Consider the following 16,448-nt stretch of genomic DNA (forward strand, 5'->3'; position numbering starts at 1 on the left):
GCAGACCTACACATTGGGCAATCTGAATTTGAATTAAAACTCTTGGTTCATTTTCCCCAGAAGCGTCGCCAGCAGTTGACGTTCATCTTCGCTGAGCTCTTTGGTGAGTTCTTCCGTTAGGGAAAGGTGTAAGGCGTTATGATGTTGGTGAATGGCTTGCCCGGCATCGGTCAACGCCACGGTAATGGAACGACGATCATCTTCGCTGTAGAAACGTTGCAATAGACCGAGCTTGACCAATTTATCCACTTGTACGGTCAATGTCCCTGTCGTAATCCCCAGCTGATTGGCTAAGGACTTCATATTCATGGGACCATAATTACCCAAGGCTTCTAGGGTATGAATCTGCGCTAAGGAATAATCCGACTCACGCACCACTGAGGCTTCCCACGACGCCATTTTGTCGTAGAACTCAATCAACACTTTGTTTAGCGATGCGTAGCAAGACATAAAGACAGACCTATACTGGATTCACTTCAATAACGAGGTGGTCGAGTTTATCAAACTCCACCAAGAGTTGCTTAAAGAAAGCCGGCTCACGCATTTGCTCGTCTTTAAGGGTCAAGGTGGCACAGAAATGATCGGCACTGACTTTCCAAATGTGCAGATCTTGCAAGGTCACATCGGCCTCATCCAGTGCGACTGCAATCTGCTGTTTGTACTCTTGATCTATGGCTTTATCTAACAAAATCGGCGACGTTTGCTGCATTAAGCCCCATGCCCATTTGGCAATAATTAAACTCCCCACCACGCCCATAAGAGGATCAAGCCAAGTCCAACCAACATACTTGCCGACTAACAAGGCGACAATTGCTAACACCGAGGTCAGCGCATCCGTCAGTACATGCAGATAAGCGGCACTTAGATTGTGATCATGATGCTCGTGCTGATGATGGCTATGGTCGTGTGCATGATCGTGAGAATGCGAATGGTCATGACCGTGTTGATGACCGTGATCGTGATGCCCAAGTAATAGCATACTCAGTAGGTTCACCAGCAAACCAATCACCGCCACCGCAATGGCGGCATTAAACTCAATGGCCACTGGGCTCACCAGACGATGAAAGGATTCTAGTAACATACCCAGCGCCACCAATCCCAACAAAATGGCACTGGTGTAGCCACCTAATACGCCCACTTTGCCCGTGCCGTAGGAGAACTGACCGCTGTGCTTGTGTTTACGGGCGTAGCGATAGACAAATAAGGTAATACAAAATGCCGCCGCATGCGTCCCCATATGCCAGCCATCGGCCAACAAGGCCATAGAGCCAAAAATGGTGCCGGCGCCGATCTCCAACACCATGGTGACGAAGGTCAACAGCAACACATAGAGGGTGCGTCTTTCATTTTCAGCGTCGAAGTAGGAAAACTGATCGACTTTGGTACAAGCGGGAATGGTCATAAGCAACTACTTTGATTATCAAATATTATTTCAAAATAGATTGTTTGATTATCAAAGTAAAGTACCCACTAGCTCAGGGCTAAAATTTGTTGTGCTTGCTTGGTAAATACACGGGTTAGATTTGCCAACGTGGTGGAGCGAATCGAAGCATGTTGCCAGTACAGCGGCACATCCACACTCATCTCAGGGGCGAGTAAGACAATGCGCTCGCGCGCGAGGTCTTGCTGGATCATGCACTCTGGCACCATACACCAGCCGAGGTGCAATGCTGCGGCTTCGACAAAGCCTTTTGAGGTGGGAATATAATGAGTGGGTGGCTGCAACGTCTGCCCGACCGCCATTTGAATAAAGCGATTCTGCAGTTCATCCTTACGGTTAAACACCAGCATAGGTGCAGAGTTCAATGACTCGGTGGTGAGCCCTTGCGCGAAATAGCGCGCTTTAAATTCCGCTGAGGCAATGGCGTGATAGCGCATGATACCAAGGGCGTGAATATCACAACCTTGAATGGCTTTGCTATCAGAGGTTACTGCACCGAGCACACTGCCATCGCGCAGTAGACTCAAGGAATGGTCTTGATCATCCACCACCACATCAAACAAATAGCCAAATTGCTGGCTCAGCTGCGCCAACGCGGGCAAGAGCCAGGTTTCTAAGGAATCATCGTTGACCGCAATTTTCAGGCGACGCTGAGCCATTTGCTCAGGTTGGTCGAGCTGAAAATCCGCCAAGGCTTCGGCCTCTAACGTCAGCATGGGCAATACTTTACGCAATAAAGCTTGCCCCGCTTCTGTTGGCCGACAAGGCGGCTGACGCACAATCAGCACTTGGCCCAGACGGTCTTCCAAGGCTTTCACCCGCTGAGAAATCGCCGATGGTGTAACACACAAACGCTGGGCCGCACCATCAAAACTGGCCTCTTCAATCACCGCGGCAAAAGCGGCCAACTGCGGATGCACTAAACTCATCACGCCCTCCAGATTAGAAATACTTAACCATAGCAATATTTATTAAATTTACTAAGCACCTAATCGCCATCACACTAGCGGCCAGTCACTTAATCTTAGGGAATACGCCATGTTGACGGCACTTTTATCCGGCTTTACCACAGGCGCAGGTCTGATCATCGCGATCGGCTCACAAAATGCGTTTGTGCTACGACAAGGTCTGCTGCGCCAGCATATTGGCGTGATCGTCACCATCACCGCGCTTAGCGATATTTTGCTGATTTCTTTAGGCGTGGCGGGCATTGGCTTTCTGATCGAGCAATGGCCTGCTTTGATGGTGTACCTACAATGGGGCGGCGCGGCGTTTCTAGCCTATTATGGCTTGCTGGCCGCGCAACGCGCTTGGTCTGGTTCCGGTGCCTTGCACGCCACACAAAATGGCAATCAAGCATCCCTAACCAAGGTGGTGCTGACCTGCTTAGCATTTACCTTTTTAAACCCCCATGTCTATTTAGACACCATGGTGCTGCTGGGCAGCCTATCGACCCACTACCCTGGCATGGGACAAATTGCCTTTGCCATTGGCGCTTGCGGTGCTAGCGTGGTGTGGTTTTGTTCATTAGGCTTTGGCGCACGCCTACTGCGTCCAGTGTTTAATCGCCCACTGGCTTGGCGTATATTGGACGCCATCATTGCGGTGTTTATGCTGACCTTAAGCGTGACGCTAGCACTCAGTTAATCGAGGAAGACCTACCGATATGTCAGACCCTGCTCATCCGATCTTTTGGCGTAGCGCTGAACTGCCGTTTGTGGAACTGCGTTATATCGAAGATGGCCATCGCGTGCGCTACACACCGCATTCCCATGAACAGTGGTCGATCGGCGCAATCCTAGCGGGGCAAAGTTCGTTTTTATGCGGCGATCGCTTACATCAGGTTCAGCAAGGAGACTTGGTGGTCATGAACGCCCATGAGGTTCATGCCTGTAATCCCACACCCGACTCGCCTTGGTCATACTATATGCTACATGTGGACTGTGACTGGCTTGGACAAATGCTTTATCAAGCCGGTCTACAGGACACGGCTCACTGGCAAGCCACAAGACAGGATGTCATCTCAGCAGAAGACGCCTTTGCTGATCTGAAAGCGCTATGTGGCTTGCTAATGTCGAATGCCCCAAATACCCAGAAAGAGGCCACGCTCACCAGCGTCCTGTGCGAACTGTTTCAACCATGGCTAAGTAACAAGTATCCTGAAATACCTGAGACGCCAAGCCTGCTGTCACGCATTGCCTATTACTTGATTGAAAATGCCCACCAAGAAGAGGCCATTGAGGAGATTGCTCATAAGTTTGGCCTCAGTAGTGGTTACTTAACACGTCAATTTAAACGCTACTATCGGATGACACCCCATGCGTTTCGTTTAAATCGACGAGTTCAGCTCGGACAAATCGCATTGAAGAATGGTGTGTCGATTGTCGAGGTGGCGGGACAATTTGGCTTTAGTGATCAGGCCCACTTCCATCGCGTGTTTAAGGAACGCGTAGCGGCCACGCCCAAGCAATATATTGCGTTTTAAGACGCGATCACGAGGCAGCTGCCCAGCAAGCCTAACGCTAGGGTTCGATTGAGCAGTCGAATACGTTTGGGCGTGTTGAGCCATTCCCCCATCCATGCCCCAAGCAACACCCACACCATTAAAGACAGCCAGCAAATCACTAGATACAGCCCCGCAAACACCCAAATGCCCTGAGCATCCGTCGGCGCTGTATAGGCTGCAATGCCAGAAATCGAGGCTAACCAAGCTTTCGGATTAAGCCATTGCATCAAGGCCCCCAGCCAAGCCGAGGGCTGACTTTGTTGCTGCTCGGCGGACAGTTCGCCACTGTCGCGCCAAAGTTGATAACTGATAAACAGCAGGAAGGCGATTCCGGCCCATTTCAAGAACCACAGTAATTCTGGCACAGCGACAATCAGCTGCTGCAAGCCAAAACCAATCAGTAGAAACAGGGCGATAAAACCAAGGGTGGCACCAGTGACAAATTTCAGTCCGACACAAACGCCATAGCGCGCGCCACTGCTGACGCCGACTAGGTTGACAGGACCTGGCGACAGAGACGCCGCCAAGGCAAATAAGCTCATTGAAATTAGAGTCGAAATAACCATGTTATGCTCCTTACATTTAACAATGTAGAGAGCATGAAACAGGCCGTGGCCAGAGTATTGAAGAATACTGACCTGTTGTGATCAGCCGCTACAACATACCGATTACATGCCACCAGACAAAGTTCAGCGGCAATAGCAGCACAATGGTGATGACAAAGGTCACCAGACACACTTTGCTGACCACTGATAAAGGCAGTTTGCCAAGCGCCATCGCGGTAATCAACGGCGGCGCTTGATACGGCAGCAACACGGTGGAAAAGGCCATTACTTCAGACATGACAATGGTGTAGCTCGACAAGCCTGTAATCTCCGCCAAATCTCCCGCTAACGGCGTGATGATCGCGGGAATCCCAGCAAGATTGGCAATCATGCCTACTAACATGGAAATGCCCGTCATTAAGGCCAAGTTCAGGGTGTTTTCCCCTGCGGCAAAGGGTGCCACTTGGGTTAATCCTTTGACAATCGACTCGCCTAATCCGGTGTAGGCAATGGTTGCACCTAAGCCGATAATCCCCGCGGCAAAAAACAGCGGTCCGTAATTCAGATCCTTACTCAAGCATTGCTTACTGGTAAATTCCCCTGCTGGCCATAGGCAGGCAGCACAGGCAATTAAGCCAATCCAACCCGGTGAAATATGGTGCAGACTATCGGTTAACCAAGCGACAAAACACAGTACTAAGATCAGCAGCAATTGCTTTTCCTTGCTGGACAGCGTGACCTTTTCCGACGTGGCAGGTTTCACCGGATGCACCGGATCTTGGGCGGGAAACAGCCATAGAATCACAGCAATCACCAACCCGGCTTTGACCAGCCCCAGCACGGGAAAATGCAGTACTAAATAATCCCAATAGGACAGCGTCTCGCCATATAGCGCTTCACTGATACCGGATAACAGCATGTTCGGGGCATTGGCCGGCAAGATCGAAAAAGTAGGTAAGAAGGTACCAAAAGCGGCCGCAAGTAAAATACCATAGCGTCCTGTTGAGCCCTCTTCATAACCCAATTGTTCGGTAATCGCTAACACAATCGGAATCAAGAGCACTGCTCGGCCAATACCCGATGGGATTAAGAAAGCCAACAACAAGCCAAACAAGGTCGTGCGGATGATCACGCTGCGGTAGCGTTTGCCAACAATGCGAATCAAGAGCCCAGCGGCTTTATGATTTAAACCGGTAAATTGAATCGCCGCGCCAAACACCATACCGCTGAACAACAGCCAAAAGGTCGACGAGGTAAAACCCGAAAGCACCACACTGCCTGGGGCAATTTGCGTCACCGTAATCAAGGCAAACATGGCCAGCGCAGGCCAAAACTCTGGCACATAAGAAGTTGCCCATAAGGCCGCACAGAACACTAGCACTCCTAAAGTGGCTGCCTGTACGGTAGGCAAAAACAGCAGCCCCAATGCGGCACAGGCTGCAGCCGCTAAGCTAATCCCCAGCACCGGTAAAATGGGGTTCCCTGCTGTGCGATTGAGTGGTCCCGACATGTCATTATCCTTTTTATTGTTATGTGCCCTACAACATAGCAAGGCTGGTGCATTAAACGAATTCAATTATTGGCAAGAAAGATTCATTAATCGCAGTAACCCCGTGATACAGCGCAGAGGGAGATAAACACCGAGTGCATCGAGATTGGTGCTATACTGGCCACACAAACCCATCTCGTTTCGTCACTTATTCTAGAATAGTTGGCCTAGCGCCTACTTATTTGAGAGAGATATGACGTCCCTGCGACTGCGTTACCAAACCATAGAGTTTGGCAAACTTGATATCCATTTATGCACCCTACGCGATAATCAAGAATTTCACGACCCAGACGGCCTCGCTGAACAACTCGGCATTTCGTCGGCCACCTGGCCTATCTTTGGCATTTTATGGCCCTCTAGCTTGGTGTTGGCGAACCATATGTGTGACTACGATGTGGGTAAAAAGCGAGTGTTAGAACTGGGCTGCGGAATGGCATTGTCTAGCCTGCTGTTGAATAAGCAACATAAAGACATTACCGCGACGGATTATCACCCTGAGTCACATCACTTCCTCGATCGTAATACCGCCCTTAATGGTGATGAACTGATTCCCTACCAACAAGCAGATTGGGCTAGCCAAGACGACACCTTAGGTCGCTTCGATATTATTATTGGCAGCGATGTCCTATACGAAGACAACCATATCGAGATTCTGGCGAACTTTATTCAAGAGCATGCCTTACCGTCTTGTGAAGTCATTGTGGTCGATCCCGGTCGCGGCCGTAAAAACAAGCTGAGCCATAAACTCGCTAACTTTGGCTTTAGTTGTGCCCAAACCCAACCAGCCCACACCGACTATTTAGACAAGCCTTTTAAAGGCCATATTTTAAGTTACAGCCGATTGGCAAGCTAAGTTGAGGCTAGCCAAATACGAAATTTGAAAGCGCACCAAGAGCGCCCACTGTACGATGAAACTTGCTATGATGAAGACGCTCATTAAAGGTAGCCCCCTTTTATAACTAGAGGCGAAACATGGCAAAACAAAAACGCGGCATTCTCCGTTGGCTGTATTCCACCTTTTGGAAGCTGGTACTGCTGTTCGTGCTGATCTTGGTGTTGTTGCGCTTTGTGCCGCCGCCGACCACGGCGTTTATGTTGCAAAGCCCTTATCCGGTAGAACAAACCTGGGTGGACATCGATGAGCTACCGTCCCATGTGCCGCTGGCCATGGTGTCTTCTGAAGATCAGCGCTTTCCTGATCACATTGGTGTCGACTTTAAAGCCATCGGCAATGCCTTAAAAGATTACGGTGATGGCGACGGTTTACGGGGGGCCAGTACCATTACGCAACAAACCGCCAAGAACCTATTTCTCTGGTCTGGACGGAGTTTATTCCGTAAAGGACTCGAAGCAGGGCTCGCCCTAAGTCTTGAAGCGGTGTGGGGCAAAAAACGCATTCTCGAGGTCTACCTGAATGTCGCCGAATTCGGCCAAGGCATTTACGGTGTCGAAGCGGCCAGCCAGTATTATTACAAACGTCCAGCTCGAGCGTTAACCGCGAATCAAGCCGCACGATTAGCCGTGTTATTACCTAACCCACGACAGCGAAACCCAAATCGTTTAAGCCACCATTTGGCACAAAGGGTGGGCTGGATCGAACTGCAAATGCGTCAGTTGGGCCCCGACTATTTACGCCCAATTCTTGACTAACATGCTCGTGCAAATAGCGCTTGAAAATAATCGTTGATTGATCATTTTTTAACCCTATAATGCGCGTGCTTTTTGACTGCGAAAAGCACCGTCTATGGAAGCCAGATTAGGGCTTGTACACTGCTCCAAAACACGGTTTTTTAAATCGTTTTCGTAGCCGCTACGAATAAGGGGAAGTGATGAGTGATCTAATGTGGATTGGCCTGCTGATATTGTTCGGCGCGCTATTCGCCATGTCTGAAATTGGTATGGCGGCGGCCCGTAAGATTAAGCTGCGGGTCATGAGTGAAGACGGTAATGAAAAAGCGGAAGAAGTGCTGTTATTACAGCAAAATCCAGGTGCTTTCTTTGCCATGATTCAAATCGCCCTAAACGCGATTTCTATCTTAGGCGGTATCGTCGGTGAACAAGCGCTGACGCCTTATATGAAAGACATGGTCATCATGGTTTACCAAGGGCCCTTGCTCGATCAAGTCAGCTTTATGCTGTCTTTCTTGGTCTTAACCTCGCTGTTTATCCTATTTGCCGACCTACTACCGAAACGCTTAGCGATCATTATGCCAGAAGCTGTGGCCATCAAATTGGTCACGCCAATGCGCTGGATCACCTTTGTGCTGATGCCAGTGGTGTTTCTATTTAATGGCTTAACCAACGCTATTTTGCGTTTATTGAATCTGCCAACTAAGCAAGAGGAGCTGGTCACCACCGAAGACATCGTCGCTATGATGGACGCCGGTGCCGAAGACGGTAGTCTGCAAAAACAGGAATACCAGCTAATCGGTAACGTATTTGAACTGGATAGTCTGACCATCGGCAGCGCCATGACTCCCCGTGATCAGATTATTTATTTCGATGCCAACGAAAGTAGCGAAGACATCAGTCAGAAAATCATCGAGCATCCGCACAATGACTTTTTAGTCTGTGAAGGCAACCTTGATAAGATCCTCGGCGTGATTGAATCAAAAGAAATCTTGCGCATGGTGTTAAAAGGCGAAAAAGCCTGTATCCCACCGGATCAAATCGATAAAGACCTGTTCTATCTACCGGAAACGCTAACGCTTTCTGAAGCCTTAAACGCCTTTAAAGTGGCGCCGCAGCCGTTTGCCGTGGTGGTTAATGAATACGGCACCGTGGTCGGCTTGGTCACGGTAAAAGACTTATTAAGCAGTTTTATGGGCGACTTAATCACACCACAAGATGCCGAGCAGATCGTACAGCGTGACGCAGATTCATGGTTGATCGAGGGCTTAACACCGATTATCGACGTGATGCGCAGCCTTGAGATCGAAGATTTCCCAGATCGTAATCAATACGAAACCATCGCCGGCTTTGTGATTTATAAACTGAAACGTCTGCCAAAACGCACCGATGCCTTTGTTCATGAAGGCTATAAGTTCGAGGTGCTGGATTTAGAAGGCGTGCGTGTAGAACAGTTGCTGGTAACACGAGTACCATAAGCCTTCATTGATCGAAGACTTATGGTTTATGAATCTCGAACTTACCAGCCAATCCCGCGATAATAATTTCAATCTTTTAAGGTTGCTCTGTGCGCTCGGCGTGTTGCTGGCGCACAGTTATTTGGTGTTCACCGGACAGTCCCTTGCGTGGTCGTTGCTGGGCGTACGTATCGACCATCTATTTGTCACCGTCTTCTTTGCCATTAGCGGCTTTTTAATCTGCAAAAGCTTACTGCAATCAAATGATTTAAAACGTTATCTTGTTGCCCGAGCGTTACGTTTATTGCCAGCATTGCTTGCTTTATTATTGATGACCATCTTCGTTGTCGGACCGTTTTTCACGCAGGTAAGCCTGAGTGAATATTTCGCCTCTCAGCAAACCTGGGATTACTTACTCAATGCTAACCTTCTCAATATTCATACTCAATTTGAGCTCACCGGCGTATTTGCCAACGCGCCCTATCCCAGTAATGTAAACGCTTCCCTATGGACGCTTCCGATTGAAGCTTGGCTTTATATGATGACCGCTATGGTCTACTGCTTGATCGCGTTAGGCATCGAGCGGTGGCCAATCCTAAACCGAAGTGTCTTACTTGGTGTTGGCGTCTTAGGGTTACTGGGCTTAAGCGTTATCGGCCACGCCTTGCTGAAACATCGCGACGATGATGCGCAAATTATGCTGTTATTTATCTGCTTATTTTATGCTGGGGCACTTTACTATCTGACCAGAAAGCACATCATACTGCGCTATCGCTACGCGTTTGTGCTGTGGTTACTGGCACCATTAGCGTACAAAACAGCCTTCTTTAGCGCCTATTTTGCCGTCGCCATGACCTACTCTGTGTTGCTATTGGCGTATCGCCCAACTGGCTGGATTCGCCAATTTAACCGCCTCGGTGATTACTCCTACGGCGTGTATATCTATGGTTTTCTAGCGCAGCAAAGCACGCTACAGCTTGTGCCACAGGCATCCTTTCTTAGCTTTGTTTTGGCATCCAGTTTGATCACACTTTTCTGTGCCGTGGCGTCTTGGCATTGGCTGGAAAAACCTTGTTTGAAGCGCTAGAACCCAAAGCGTTTGATTAACGTATCTAAGGCCTGCATTTCTTTTAACAAATCATCTTTCATGCGCACACCTGACTGCGTCAGCTCAGCGTTGGCACTGGCATTATCTGAGATCCCCGCGATGCGTTGATTCAGCTCTTCGGAGACATTTTGCTGCTCGTCAGTGGCTGACTTAATCTGCAGATTTAGCTCATTCAGCAATTCAATAGAGCGAGTAATGCCATCAAAAAGTTCCATGGCACTTTTGGCCTGATGGGATACATCATCGGCCAATACCTGAGAATTACGCATGACCTCAGCCGCTCTACCAGAGCCATTTTGAATGCGCTCAACAACGGTCTGAATTTCAATGGTGGATTCATGCGTACGATTGGCAAGACTGCGTACTTCATCTGCCACCACCGCAAATCCTCGTCCAGACTCCCCTGCGCGAGCCGCCTCAATGGCCGCATTCAAAGCAAGTAAGTTAGTCTGTTCTGCAATGCTACGGATCACTTCCAGCACAGAGCCAATGTTCTGACCATCTTGCTCCAACGTGCTAATAACGGCAGACGCTTCATTTAACGAGCCCACTACACTATCGAGCGCAGACAGAGTTGTTTTAAGCGTATCCTGCCCACTGTAAGACTGATTTTGCACCTGTACCGACGCGGCTTGCGTTTCCGCCGCAGAGGACGCAACTTGACTAAGAGAAACACTCATTTGATGCGTCGCGGCCGCCACTTGATCGGTATCGTGGCTTTGTGCCCTCACCTTTTCATCAATAGCCTGTAAGTCTTGGCCAATCTGATGCGTCAAACGGGTCGTGGTATTGATCACGTGACTGACTTGAACCATGGCATCGTGTACCACACCGATAAAGCGGTTGATTTGCTGTCCCACCTCCCCCACTTCATCATGGCTATTAATATCGATTTTTTCCGTTAAATTGCCATGACTGCTACCCAGTTTTTCCAGCCTTGAAAGCATCGCTTGCAGAGGCATAATCACTGAGTTTTTCGCCATATACAAAATAAAGGCAGCAATAAAAAAGGTAATGCCTAAGGCCACAAATGTTGTGACCGTTACCTGACTGATGGTGTTCTCTAGGGCCAACGCCGTGGACTCAACTTTCGAATCACCGGTTTCCTCTAACTGCGTAATAAACGCCTGCATCCGATCACTGTTTGCAATCAGCGTCTCTAACTTAGCGCCTCGAGTTGCTTCAGGACTACTTAGTAGCGCCTGTTTATCTTGAGCAAACTGCTTTAAGAATTGATCTAACTGGGTGATTTGTGAGGCTTCCGCCAATTGCGCCTGTTTTAGACGGTCAAAGGCTTGCTGCATCGCAGCCGATGCATCATTTACCGCTGTTTGAGTGTCCATTAAAGAACGGTCACCAGAGGTAAATCTTTGCAGTGCAATAATCTGAGCTTGCAATTCTATTGTCCCTTCCATGGCACCATCGGCCGTGGACCATGCTGGCCCGGTAATAAATTCAAGGGTATTTACTAATTGATTTTGCCCGTATCGAGCAACGGTAGAACTTAGCAGAATCGCACACAACATCACGCCAAGTCCTAGATATAGTTTGGTTTTGATTTTCATAGTTATCATGGCTCCCAGTTCAAGAGCGTATGGATGGGGTATTGCTTAGGTTTAGTTGGCAATGCAGAAATTCTCAATTTAGCTAGGATAAAATATCAGCAAGGAGGCAACCCGAAAGCAAAGATTTCTAAAGGAACTCTGAGCTGATAATGCTAAAATCCCCGCAAATTGTTCGCACATCAGACAGGCCTGCTATGACCGTTCTTTTAATGACTCCTCCTATGACTCAGTTGAATACTCCGTACCCAGCGACGGCGTATCTCACGGGCTTTTTGCGCTCTCGTGGTTACGATGCGGTGCAACGCGATCCAGCGATTGAGTTGTTCTTGGAAATGATGACAGCGCAGGGCTTGGACATTATGCGTCAGCATGTGGAAGAGAACTTCGAGTCCTTCGATGACGATGAGCTACCGGATGCGATTTATACTTTCCTCGCCGAGTTTGATCGCTATCGTCTATGTGTTGAGCCAGTGATTCGCTTTTTACAGGGCAAGGACTCCAGCCTTGCCATGCGCATTAACTCGCGCCGTTTTCTACCCGAAGGCCCTGCGTTCGATGTGATCGAGCAGATGGAAGCGGTATCCGGCGATGTACTGAAAAGCGCCTTTGGTAATCTAGGCGTACAGGACAAGGCCAAGTACTTAGCAACCTTATTTATCAACGACTTATCTGCCGTGATTACGCAAGGGGTTGATCCTTACTTTGAGGTGAGTCGTTACGGTGAGCGCTTAGCCGCCGCCAACCCAACCTTTGATGATCTGTACGATACGCTGATGGGTGAATCGAGCTTTAGCTCAGAAATTCTTGAGCAGTTGGTGGAGGTTTACCTTGAAGAAACCCAACCCAGCGTGGTCGCGCTGACGGTGCCCTTCCCTGGCAATATGCTGGGCGCGCTACGCATTGCACAAACCTGTAAAGAGATTAACCCCGATATTCCGATCGTGATGGGCGGCGGCTTTGTGAATACGGAGCTGCGCGCGCTGAAAGACACCCGCGTGTTTGAGTTTGTCGATTTTATCTGTGTCGACGATGGCGAGCGCCCGTTTATGACCTTGCTGGATTACTTTGATGGTAAGTGTGAGGTCGATGACTTAGTACGTACGTATTTCCTTGCTGAAGACCAAGACGGCGAGCCGTTTGTTTACTTCAATGACAACAAAGACCTAAAAGACATTCCACAAACGGAAGTGGGCGCGCCAGTGTATGACGGCTTGCCCCTGACCGAGTATTTGTCCCTGTGTGAAATGCTCAACCCCATGCACCGTATCTGGAGCGATGGCCGTTGGAACAAGCTCACCATCGCCCATGGCTGTTACTGGAAGAAGTGCAGCTTCTGTGATGTAAGCTTGGATTACATCGAGCGCTACGACTATGCAGGCGCCGATATCTTGGTGGATCGTATCGAACAATTGATCGAAGAAACCGGTCAGACCGGCTTCCACTTTGTCGATGAAGCAGCGCCACCTAAAGCTTTGTTTGCCCTAGCGGAACGCTTAATCGAGCGTGGCGTGGTAATCAGCTGGTGGGGCAATATTCGTTTTGAGAAAACCTTCACGCCAGAGAAATGCCAATTGCTGGCGGACTCAGGCTGTATCGCTGTCAGCGGCGGTTTGGAAGTGGCCTCGGATCGTCTACTGAAACTGATGAAAAAAGGCGTCAGCGTCGAGCAAGTGGCTCGCGTTACCAAAGGCTTCAGTGATGCAGGCATCTTGGTGCACGCCTACTTGATGTACGGCTTCCCAACACAAACAGAGCAGGAAACTGTTGATGCGTTAGAAATGGTGCGCCAGATGATGTCCCACGGTTGTTTCCAATCGGCTTACTGGCACCGCTTCGCCGCCACCATTCACAGCCCAATTGGTATCAACCCAGAAGAATACGGCATCACCTTGGCTGAGCGCCCTGAAACCCTATTCGCCGAGAACGATGTGGACTTCTTTGACCCAACTGGTACTGACCATGACATGCTCGGTAATGGCCTACGCAAAGCCCTGTACAACTACATGCATGGCATTGGTTTTGATCAGCCGATGAGCTTCTGGTTTGATCAATCTGTGGCACGCCCCACAGTGAAAAAAGATCTAATCAGCAAAGCCTTTAGCAACTTGATCGCAAGTGCTTGATCTATTTAGATTACTCATTTCAACTGGCTAACAGAATACAAGACAAGCGCGGCTAAATCCGTCACTATGGAACCAATGTACACATTGGTTATCAATAGGATGCAGCATGACCGCGCTTAACCTTGATCGTATTTTTGATCAACTCTTTCCCATTTGTCGCTCCATCACTGGCCCCGGCATTACTCAATCACTGCATATTCTAAAGGAGTATATGCCTTTAGAAATCAAAGAGGTGGCAACCGGCACCCAAGTCTTTGATTGGCAAGTACCGCAAGAATGGGCGCTGGAACACGCTGCGTTGTACGACATGCAGGGCAATGAAATCTTCTCGACCGAAGACTCCAATCTGCATGTATTAAACTTCTCTGAGCCTTTTTCCGGTGTGGTATCGCAACAAGAGCTGTTCGCTCATTTGCACTCTATCCCAAGTCTGCCCAACGCCATTCCCTATGTGACCTCTTATTACAAACCACGTTGGGGACTGTGCGTTTCTGAAGAGCTGAAGCAAACGCTAAGAGACGCCTCTTATCGTGTTGAAATCAAAACGAAAAAGTTCGATGGTGCGCTACGTTATGGGGAATACTTCCTGCCGGGTGAAAGCCAAGAAACGGTACTGATCAGCACCTATTTGTGCCACCCAAGCATGGGCAACAATGAACTATCTGGGCCGCTGGCTATGTTGGGGGTATATGAAAAGCTGGCACAGCAGAGTCAGCGTTACTACTCCTATCGTTTCGTGGTCGTACCAGAAACCATTGGCTCGATTAGTTATCTCGCTACCACAGACAAACAAGATCTTGAGAAAATCGTTGGCGGTATTGTTTTGACTTGTTTAGGAGGCCCGCACGAGAAAGTGAGCTTTAAGCTAAGCCGCCGCGATTGGTTAGACGACAGCTCTAGTATCGACCAGTTGGCCCGTTTATTTGCCAAGGCTGATGCTGAGTATTACGAAGTACGCGAATTTACCCCGACCTCCGGCTCCGATGAGCGTCAATACTGCTCACCTGGTTTGAATTTACCGGTCATCCAAGCGGCCCGTACCGTTTATGGTAAGTTCCCTGAATACCACACCAGCCTAGATAATAAGGCCTTGACCAGCATTGCTGCGATTGAAGACTCGATCGAAAAATTAGCTCTATTTATTGATTGCTTTGAGCTAAGCCATAGGAAGTTGAGATCAACAGTGATGGGCGGTGAGCCCATGTTGGGCAAGCATGATTTGTATCCCACCATGAACGGCCCTATGACCAACAAGTTGTCCAGCGATAATGCCCTCGACTCTCGTGCCCAGCTCAATCTATTACTGCAGTTGCTGTCGCTCTTTGATGGCCATCGAACCCTTGTCGAGGCCGTAGAAAAGCTCGATTGCAGTGTGATGAATGCCATGCCAATAGTCCAACAACTACTTCTGAAAGGTATTTTGGAGAAAGATTCATGAGTTTTGTGTTTATTTCCGGCGACCACCCACGACACCGTTTTATGGCCTCTCAGCTGGCCAAGTCTGGGCACATGAAAGCCTGGGTCATAGAGCAACGCGAGAACTTCGTACCGACGGCACCGGCCCACTTGGCCGAAGATTTACAAGCGCTGTTTAATCAACACTTTCAGCTACGAGAAAGTGTTGAAAATAGTTGGTTCCAATACGAAGACTTAGCACTGCCCACACTGCATACCTCCCATGCGGATCTAAACAGCGCAGCGACGATCGACTTCATTCAGCAATTCTCGCCGGATCTGGTGCTAAGTTATGGCTGTCATAAATTAAGCGATGCCTTTATGACCTCTATTGGTAGCACTTTTTGGAATACCCACGGCGGCTTGTCGCCAGATTATCGTGGCACCATTACGCATTTTTGGCCAAGTTACTTTTTAGAGCCACAGATGACCGGCATGACGCTACACGAAACGACGCCGGAACTGGACGGTGGTGGTATTATTTTCCAAACCGCCGCGCCCATGGTTCGAGGCGATTCGCTGCATCAGCTAGCGGCGAGAAATGTCGAGATCTACGCCACTGAGCTAGCAGAAAAGCTCACCGACCTCGACTTTAGCAAGCTACCTGCGGGCATCACCCAAACCCACTATGGCAAGGTATTTCGCTCTTCCGATTGGCGCCCAGAGCACCTTCGTTTAATTTACGAGGTGTACCAAGATAAAATCGTCGACGCCGTATTGGATGGCCAGATTAAAGGGCGAGAACCCACCTTGGTCTGCGTCTTCTAGAGCCCTATTCCCATAAGCCTTCAATCTCGCAAGGGTCTACTGTGTAATGTGGATCCTTGCTCCACTTAGTTTGCTTCGCTTTAAAATCGAATAGCACTCAAATCGCTATTTTCGCCATTACTCACTCCTTTTAAGTGGTTTAATTTTCCTTTAAAAGCAGTCACTTTTAGCTCTGTTACAACCCTATTTGAGGGTAAAAAATTCACCCTTATGCCGTTCCACTCAGTGGAACAGTTTGCATTTTCCCGTTTACCTTTTGCCACTTGCTGGCAATGATCAATGCATCCGTTACACGGCTGAGC

Annotated in this window: 15 protein-coding genes; 9 read left to right on the forward strand and 6 right to left on the reverse strand. The window is 49.0% G+C overall.

The window, feature by feature from the left end:
- Positions 1 to 33: 33 nt before the first annotated feature.
- The 3 genes from ACOSVP_RS13380 to ACOSVP_RS13390 form a co-directional block, all read right to left on the reverse strand.
- A complete protein-coding gene (locus ACOSVP_RS13380) occupies positions 34 to 450 on the reverse strand; it encodes a MarR family winged helix-turn-helix transcriptional regulator (RefSeq protein ID WP_487347988.1) in 417 nt (138 codons plus the stop codon).
- Positions 451 to 460: 10 nt separating this feature from the next.
- Positions 461 to 1,402 carry a CDF family Co(II)/Ni(II) efflux transporter DmeF gene (dmeF, locus tag ACOSVP_RS13385; RefSeq protein ID WP_487347989.1) on the reverse strand — a complete coding sequence of 314 codons (942 nt, stop codon included), beginning with the start codon at positions 1,400 to 1,402 and terminating at the stop codon, positions 461 to 463.
- A gap of 68 nt (positions 1,403 to 1,470) precedes the next feature.
- A complete protein-coding gene (locus ACOSVP_RS13390; RefSeq protein WP_487347990.1) occupies positions 1,471 to 2,370 on the reverse strand; it encodes a LysR family transcriptional regulator ArgP in 900 nt (299 codons plus the stop codon).
- Between the two features lie 109 nt (positions 2,371 to 2,479).
- Here ACOSVP_RS13390 and ACOSVP_RS13395 point away from each other — a divergent pair, with 109 nt between their 5' ends.
- Together ACOSVP_RS13395 and ACOSVP_RS13400 are read left to right on the forward strand one after the other, a co-directional pair.
- Complete coding sequence (locus ACOSVP_RS13395) at positions 2,480 to 3,088, forward strand: LysE/ArgO family amino acid transporter (RefSeq protein WP_487347991.1); 609 nt, start codon at positions 2,480 to 2,482, stop codon at positions 3,086 to 3,088.
- Between the two features lie 19 nt (positions 3,089 to 3,107).
- A complete protein-coding gene (locus ACOSVP_RS13400; RefSeq protein WP_487347992.1) occupies positions 3,108 to 3,926 on the forward strand; it encodes an AraC family transcriptional regulator in 819 nt (272 codons plus the stop codon).
- Here the strand turns inward: ACOSVP_RS13400 and ACOSVP_RS13405 are convergent.
- Both ACOSVP_RS13405 and ACOSVP_RS13410 read right to left on the reverse strand, forming a co-directional pair.
- Positions 3,923 to 4,513 carry a LysE family translocator gene (locus tag ACOSVP_RS13405; protein WP_487347993.1) on the reverse strand — a complete coding sequence of 197 codons (591 nt, stop codon included), beginning with the start codon at positions 4,511 to 4,513 and terminating at the stop codon, positions 3,923 to 3,925. The genes ACOSVP_RS13400 and ACOSVP_RS13405 overlap by 4 nt on opposite strands.
- 88 nt (positions 4,514 to 4,601) lie before the next feature.
- Positions 4,602 to 6,002 carry an SLC13 family permease gene (locus tag ACOSVP_RS13410; RefSeq protein WP_487347994.1) on the reverse strand — a complete coding sequence of 467 codons (1,401 nt, stop codon included), beginning with the start codon at positions 6,000 to 6,002 and terminating at the stop codon, positions 4,602 to 4,604.
- Between the two features lie 232 nt (positions 6,003 to 6,234).
- On the opposite strand from ACOSVP_RS13410, the gene ACOSVP_RS13415 reads away from it, so the two are divergent.
- The 4 genes from ACOSVP_RS13415 to ACOSVP_RS13430 all read left to right on the forward strand — a co-directional run bounded on the left by ACOSVP_RS13415 (position 6,235) and on the right by ACOSVP_RS13430 (position 10,214).
- Positions 6,235 to 6,894, forward strand: coding sequence for a class I SAM-dependent methyltransferase (locus ACOSVP_RS13415; RefSeq protein ID WP_487347995.1), 660 nt, complete (start codon positions 6,235 to 6,237; stop codon positions 6,892 to 6,894).
- Positions 6,895 to 7,013: 119 nt separating this feature from the next.
- Complete coding sequence (gene mtgA, locus ACOSVP_RS13420) at positions 7,014 to 7,691, forward strand: monofunctional biosynthetic peptidoglycan transglycosylase (protein WP_487347996.1); 678 nt, start codon at positions 7,014 to 7,016, stop codon at positions 7,689 to 7,691.
- Between the two features lie 179 nt (positions 7,692 to 7,870).
- The gene (gene paeA, locus ACOSVP_RS13425; RefSeq protein WP_487347997.1) at positions 7,871 to 9,148 is read left to right on the forward strand and encodes a polyamine export protein PaeA; all 1,278 of its coding nucleotides are present in this window, start codon (positions 7,871 to 7,873) and stop codon (positions 9,146 to 9,148) included.
- A 28-nt stretch (positions 9,149 to 9,176) separates the two neighbouring features.
- Complete coding sequence (locus tag ACOSVP_RS13430; RefSeq protein ID WP_487347998.1) at positions 9,177 to 10,214, forward strand: acyltransferase family protein; 1,038 nt, start codon at positions 9,177 to 9,179, stop codon at positions 10,212 to 10,214.
- On the opposite strand, the gene ACOSVP_RS13435 is transcribed toward ACOSVP_RS13430, so the two are convergent.
- The gene (locus ACOSVP_RS13435; RefSeq protein ID WP_487347999.1) at positions 10,211 to 11,800 is read right to left on the reverse strand and encodes a methyl-accepting chemotaxis protein; all 1,590 of its coding nucleotides are present in this window, start codon (positions 11,798 to 11,800) and stop codon (positions 10,211 to 10,213) included. The genes ACOSVP_RS13430 and ACOSVP_RS13435 overlap by 4 nt on opposite strands.
- Positions 11,801 to 12,021: 221 nt before the next feature.
- Here ACOSVP_RS13435 and ACOSVP_RS13440 point away from each other — a divergent pair, with 221 nt between their 5' ends.
- The 3 genes from ACOSVP_RS13440 (at position 12,022) to ACOSVP_RS13450 (ending at position 16,146) form a co-directional block, all read left to right on the forward strand.
- Complete coding sequence (locus ACOSVP_RS13440; RefSeq protein ID WP_487348000.1) at positions 12,022 to 13,923, forward strand: B12-binding domain-containing radical SAM protein; 1,902 nt, start codon at positions 12,022 to 12,024, stop codon at positions 13,921 to 13,923.
- 106 nt (positions 13,924 to 14,029) lie between these two features.
- Complete coding sequence (locus ACOSVP_RS13445) at positions 14,030 to 15,361, forward strand: DUF4910 domain-containing protein (protein ID WP_487348001.1); 1,332 nt, start codon at positions 14,030 to 14,032, stop codon at positions 15,359 to 15,361.
- Positions 15,358 to 16,146: a formyl transferase gene (locus ACOSVP_RS13450; RefSeq protein WP_487348002.1), complete on the forward strand. Its 789-nt coding sequence runs from the start codon at positions 15,358 to 15,360 to the stop codon at positions 16,144 to 16,146. The genes ACOSVP_RS13445 and ACOSVP_RS13450 overlap by 4 nt, the downstream gene beginning before the upstream one ends.
- Positions 16,147 to 16,448: the final 302 nt, after the last annotated feature.

The sequence above is a fragment of the Marinomonas sp. HM11-D genome (assembly GCF_057626615.1).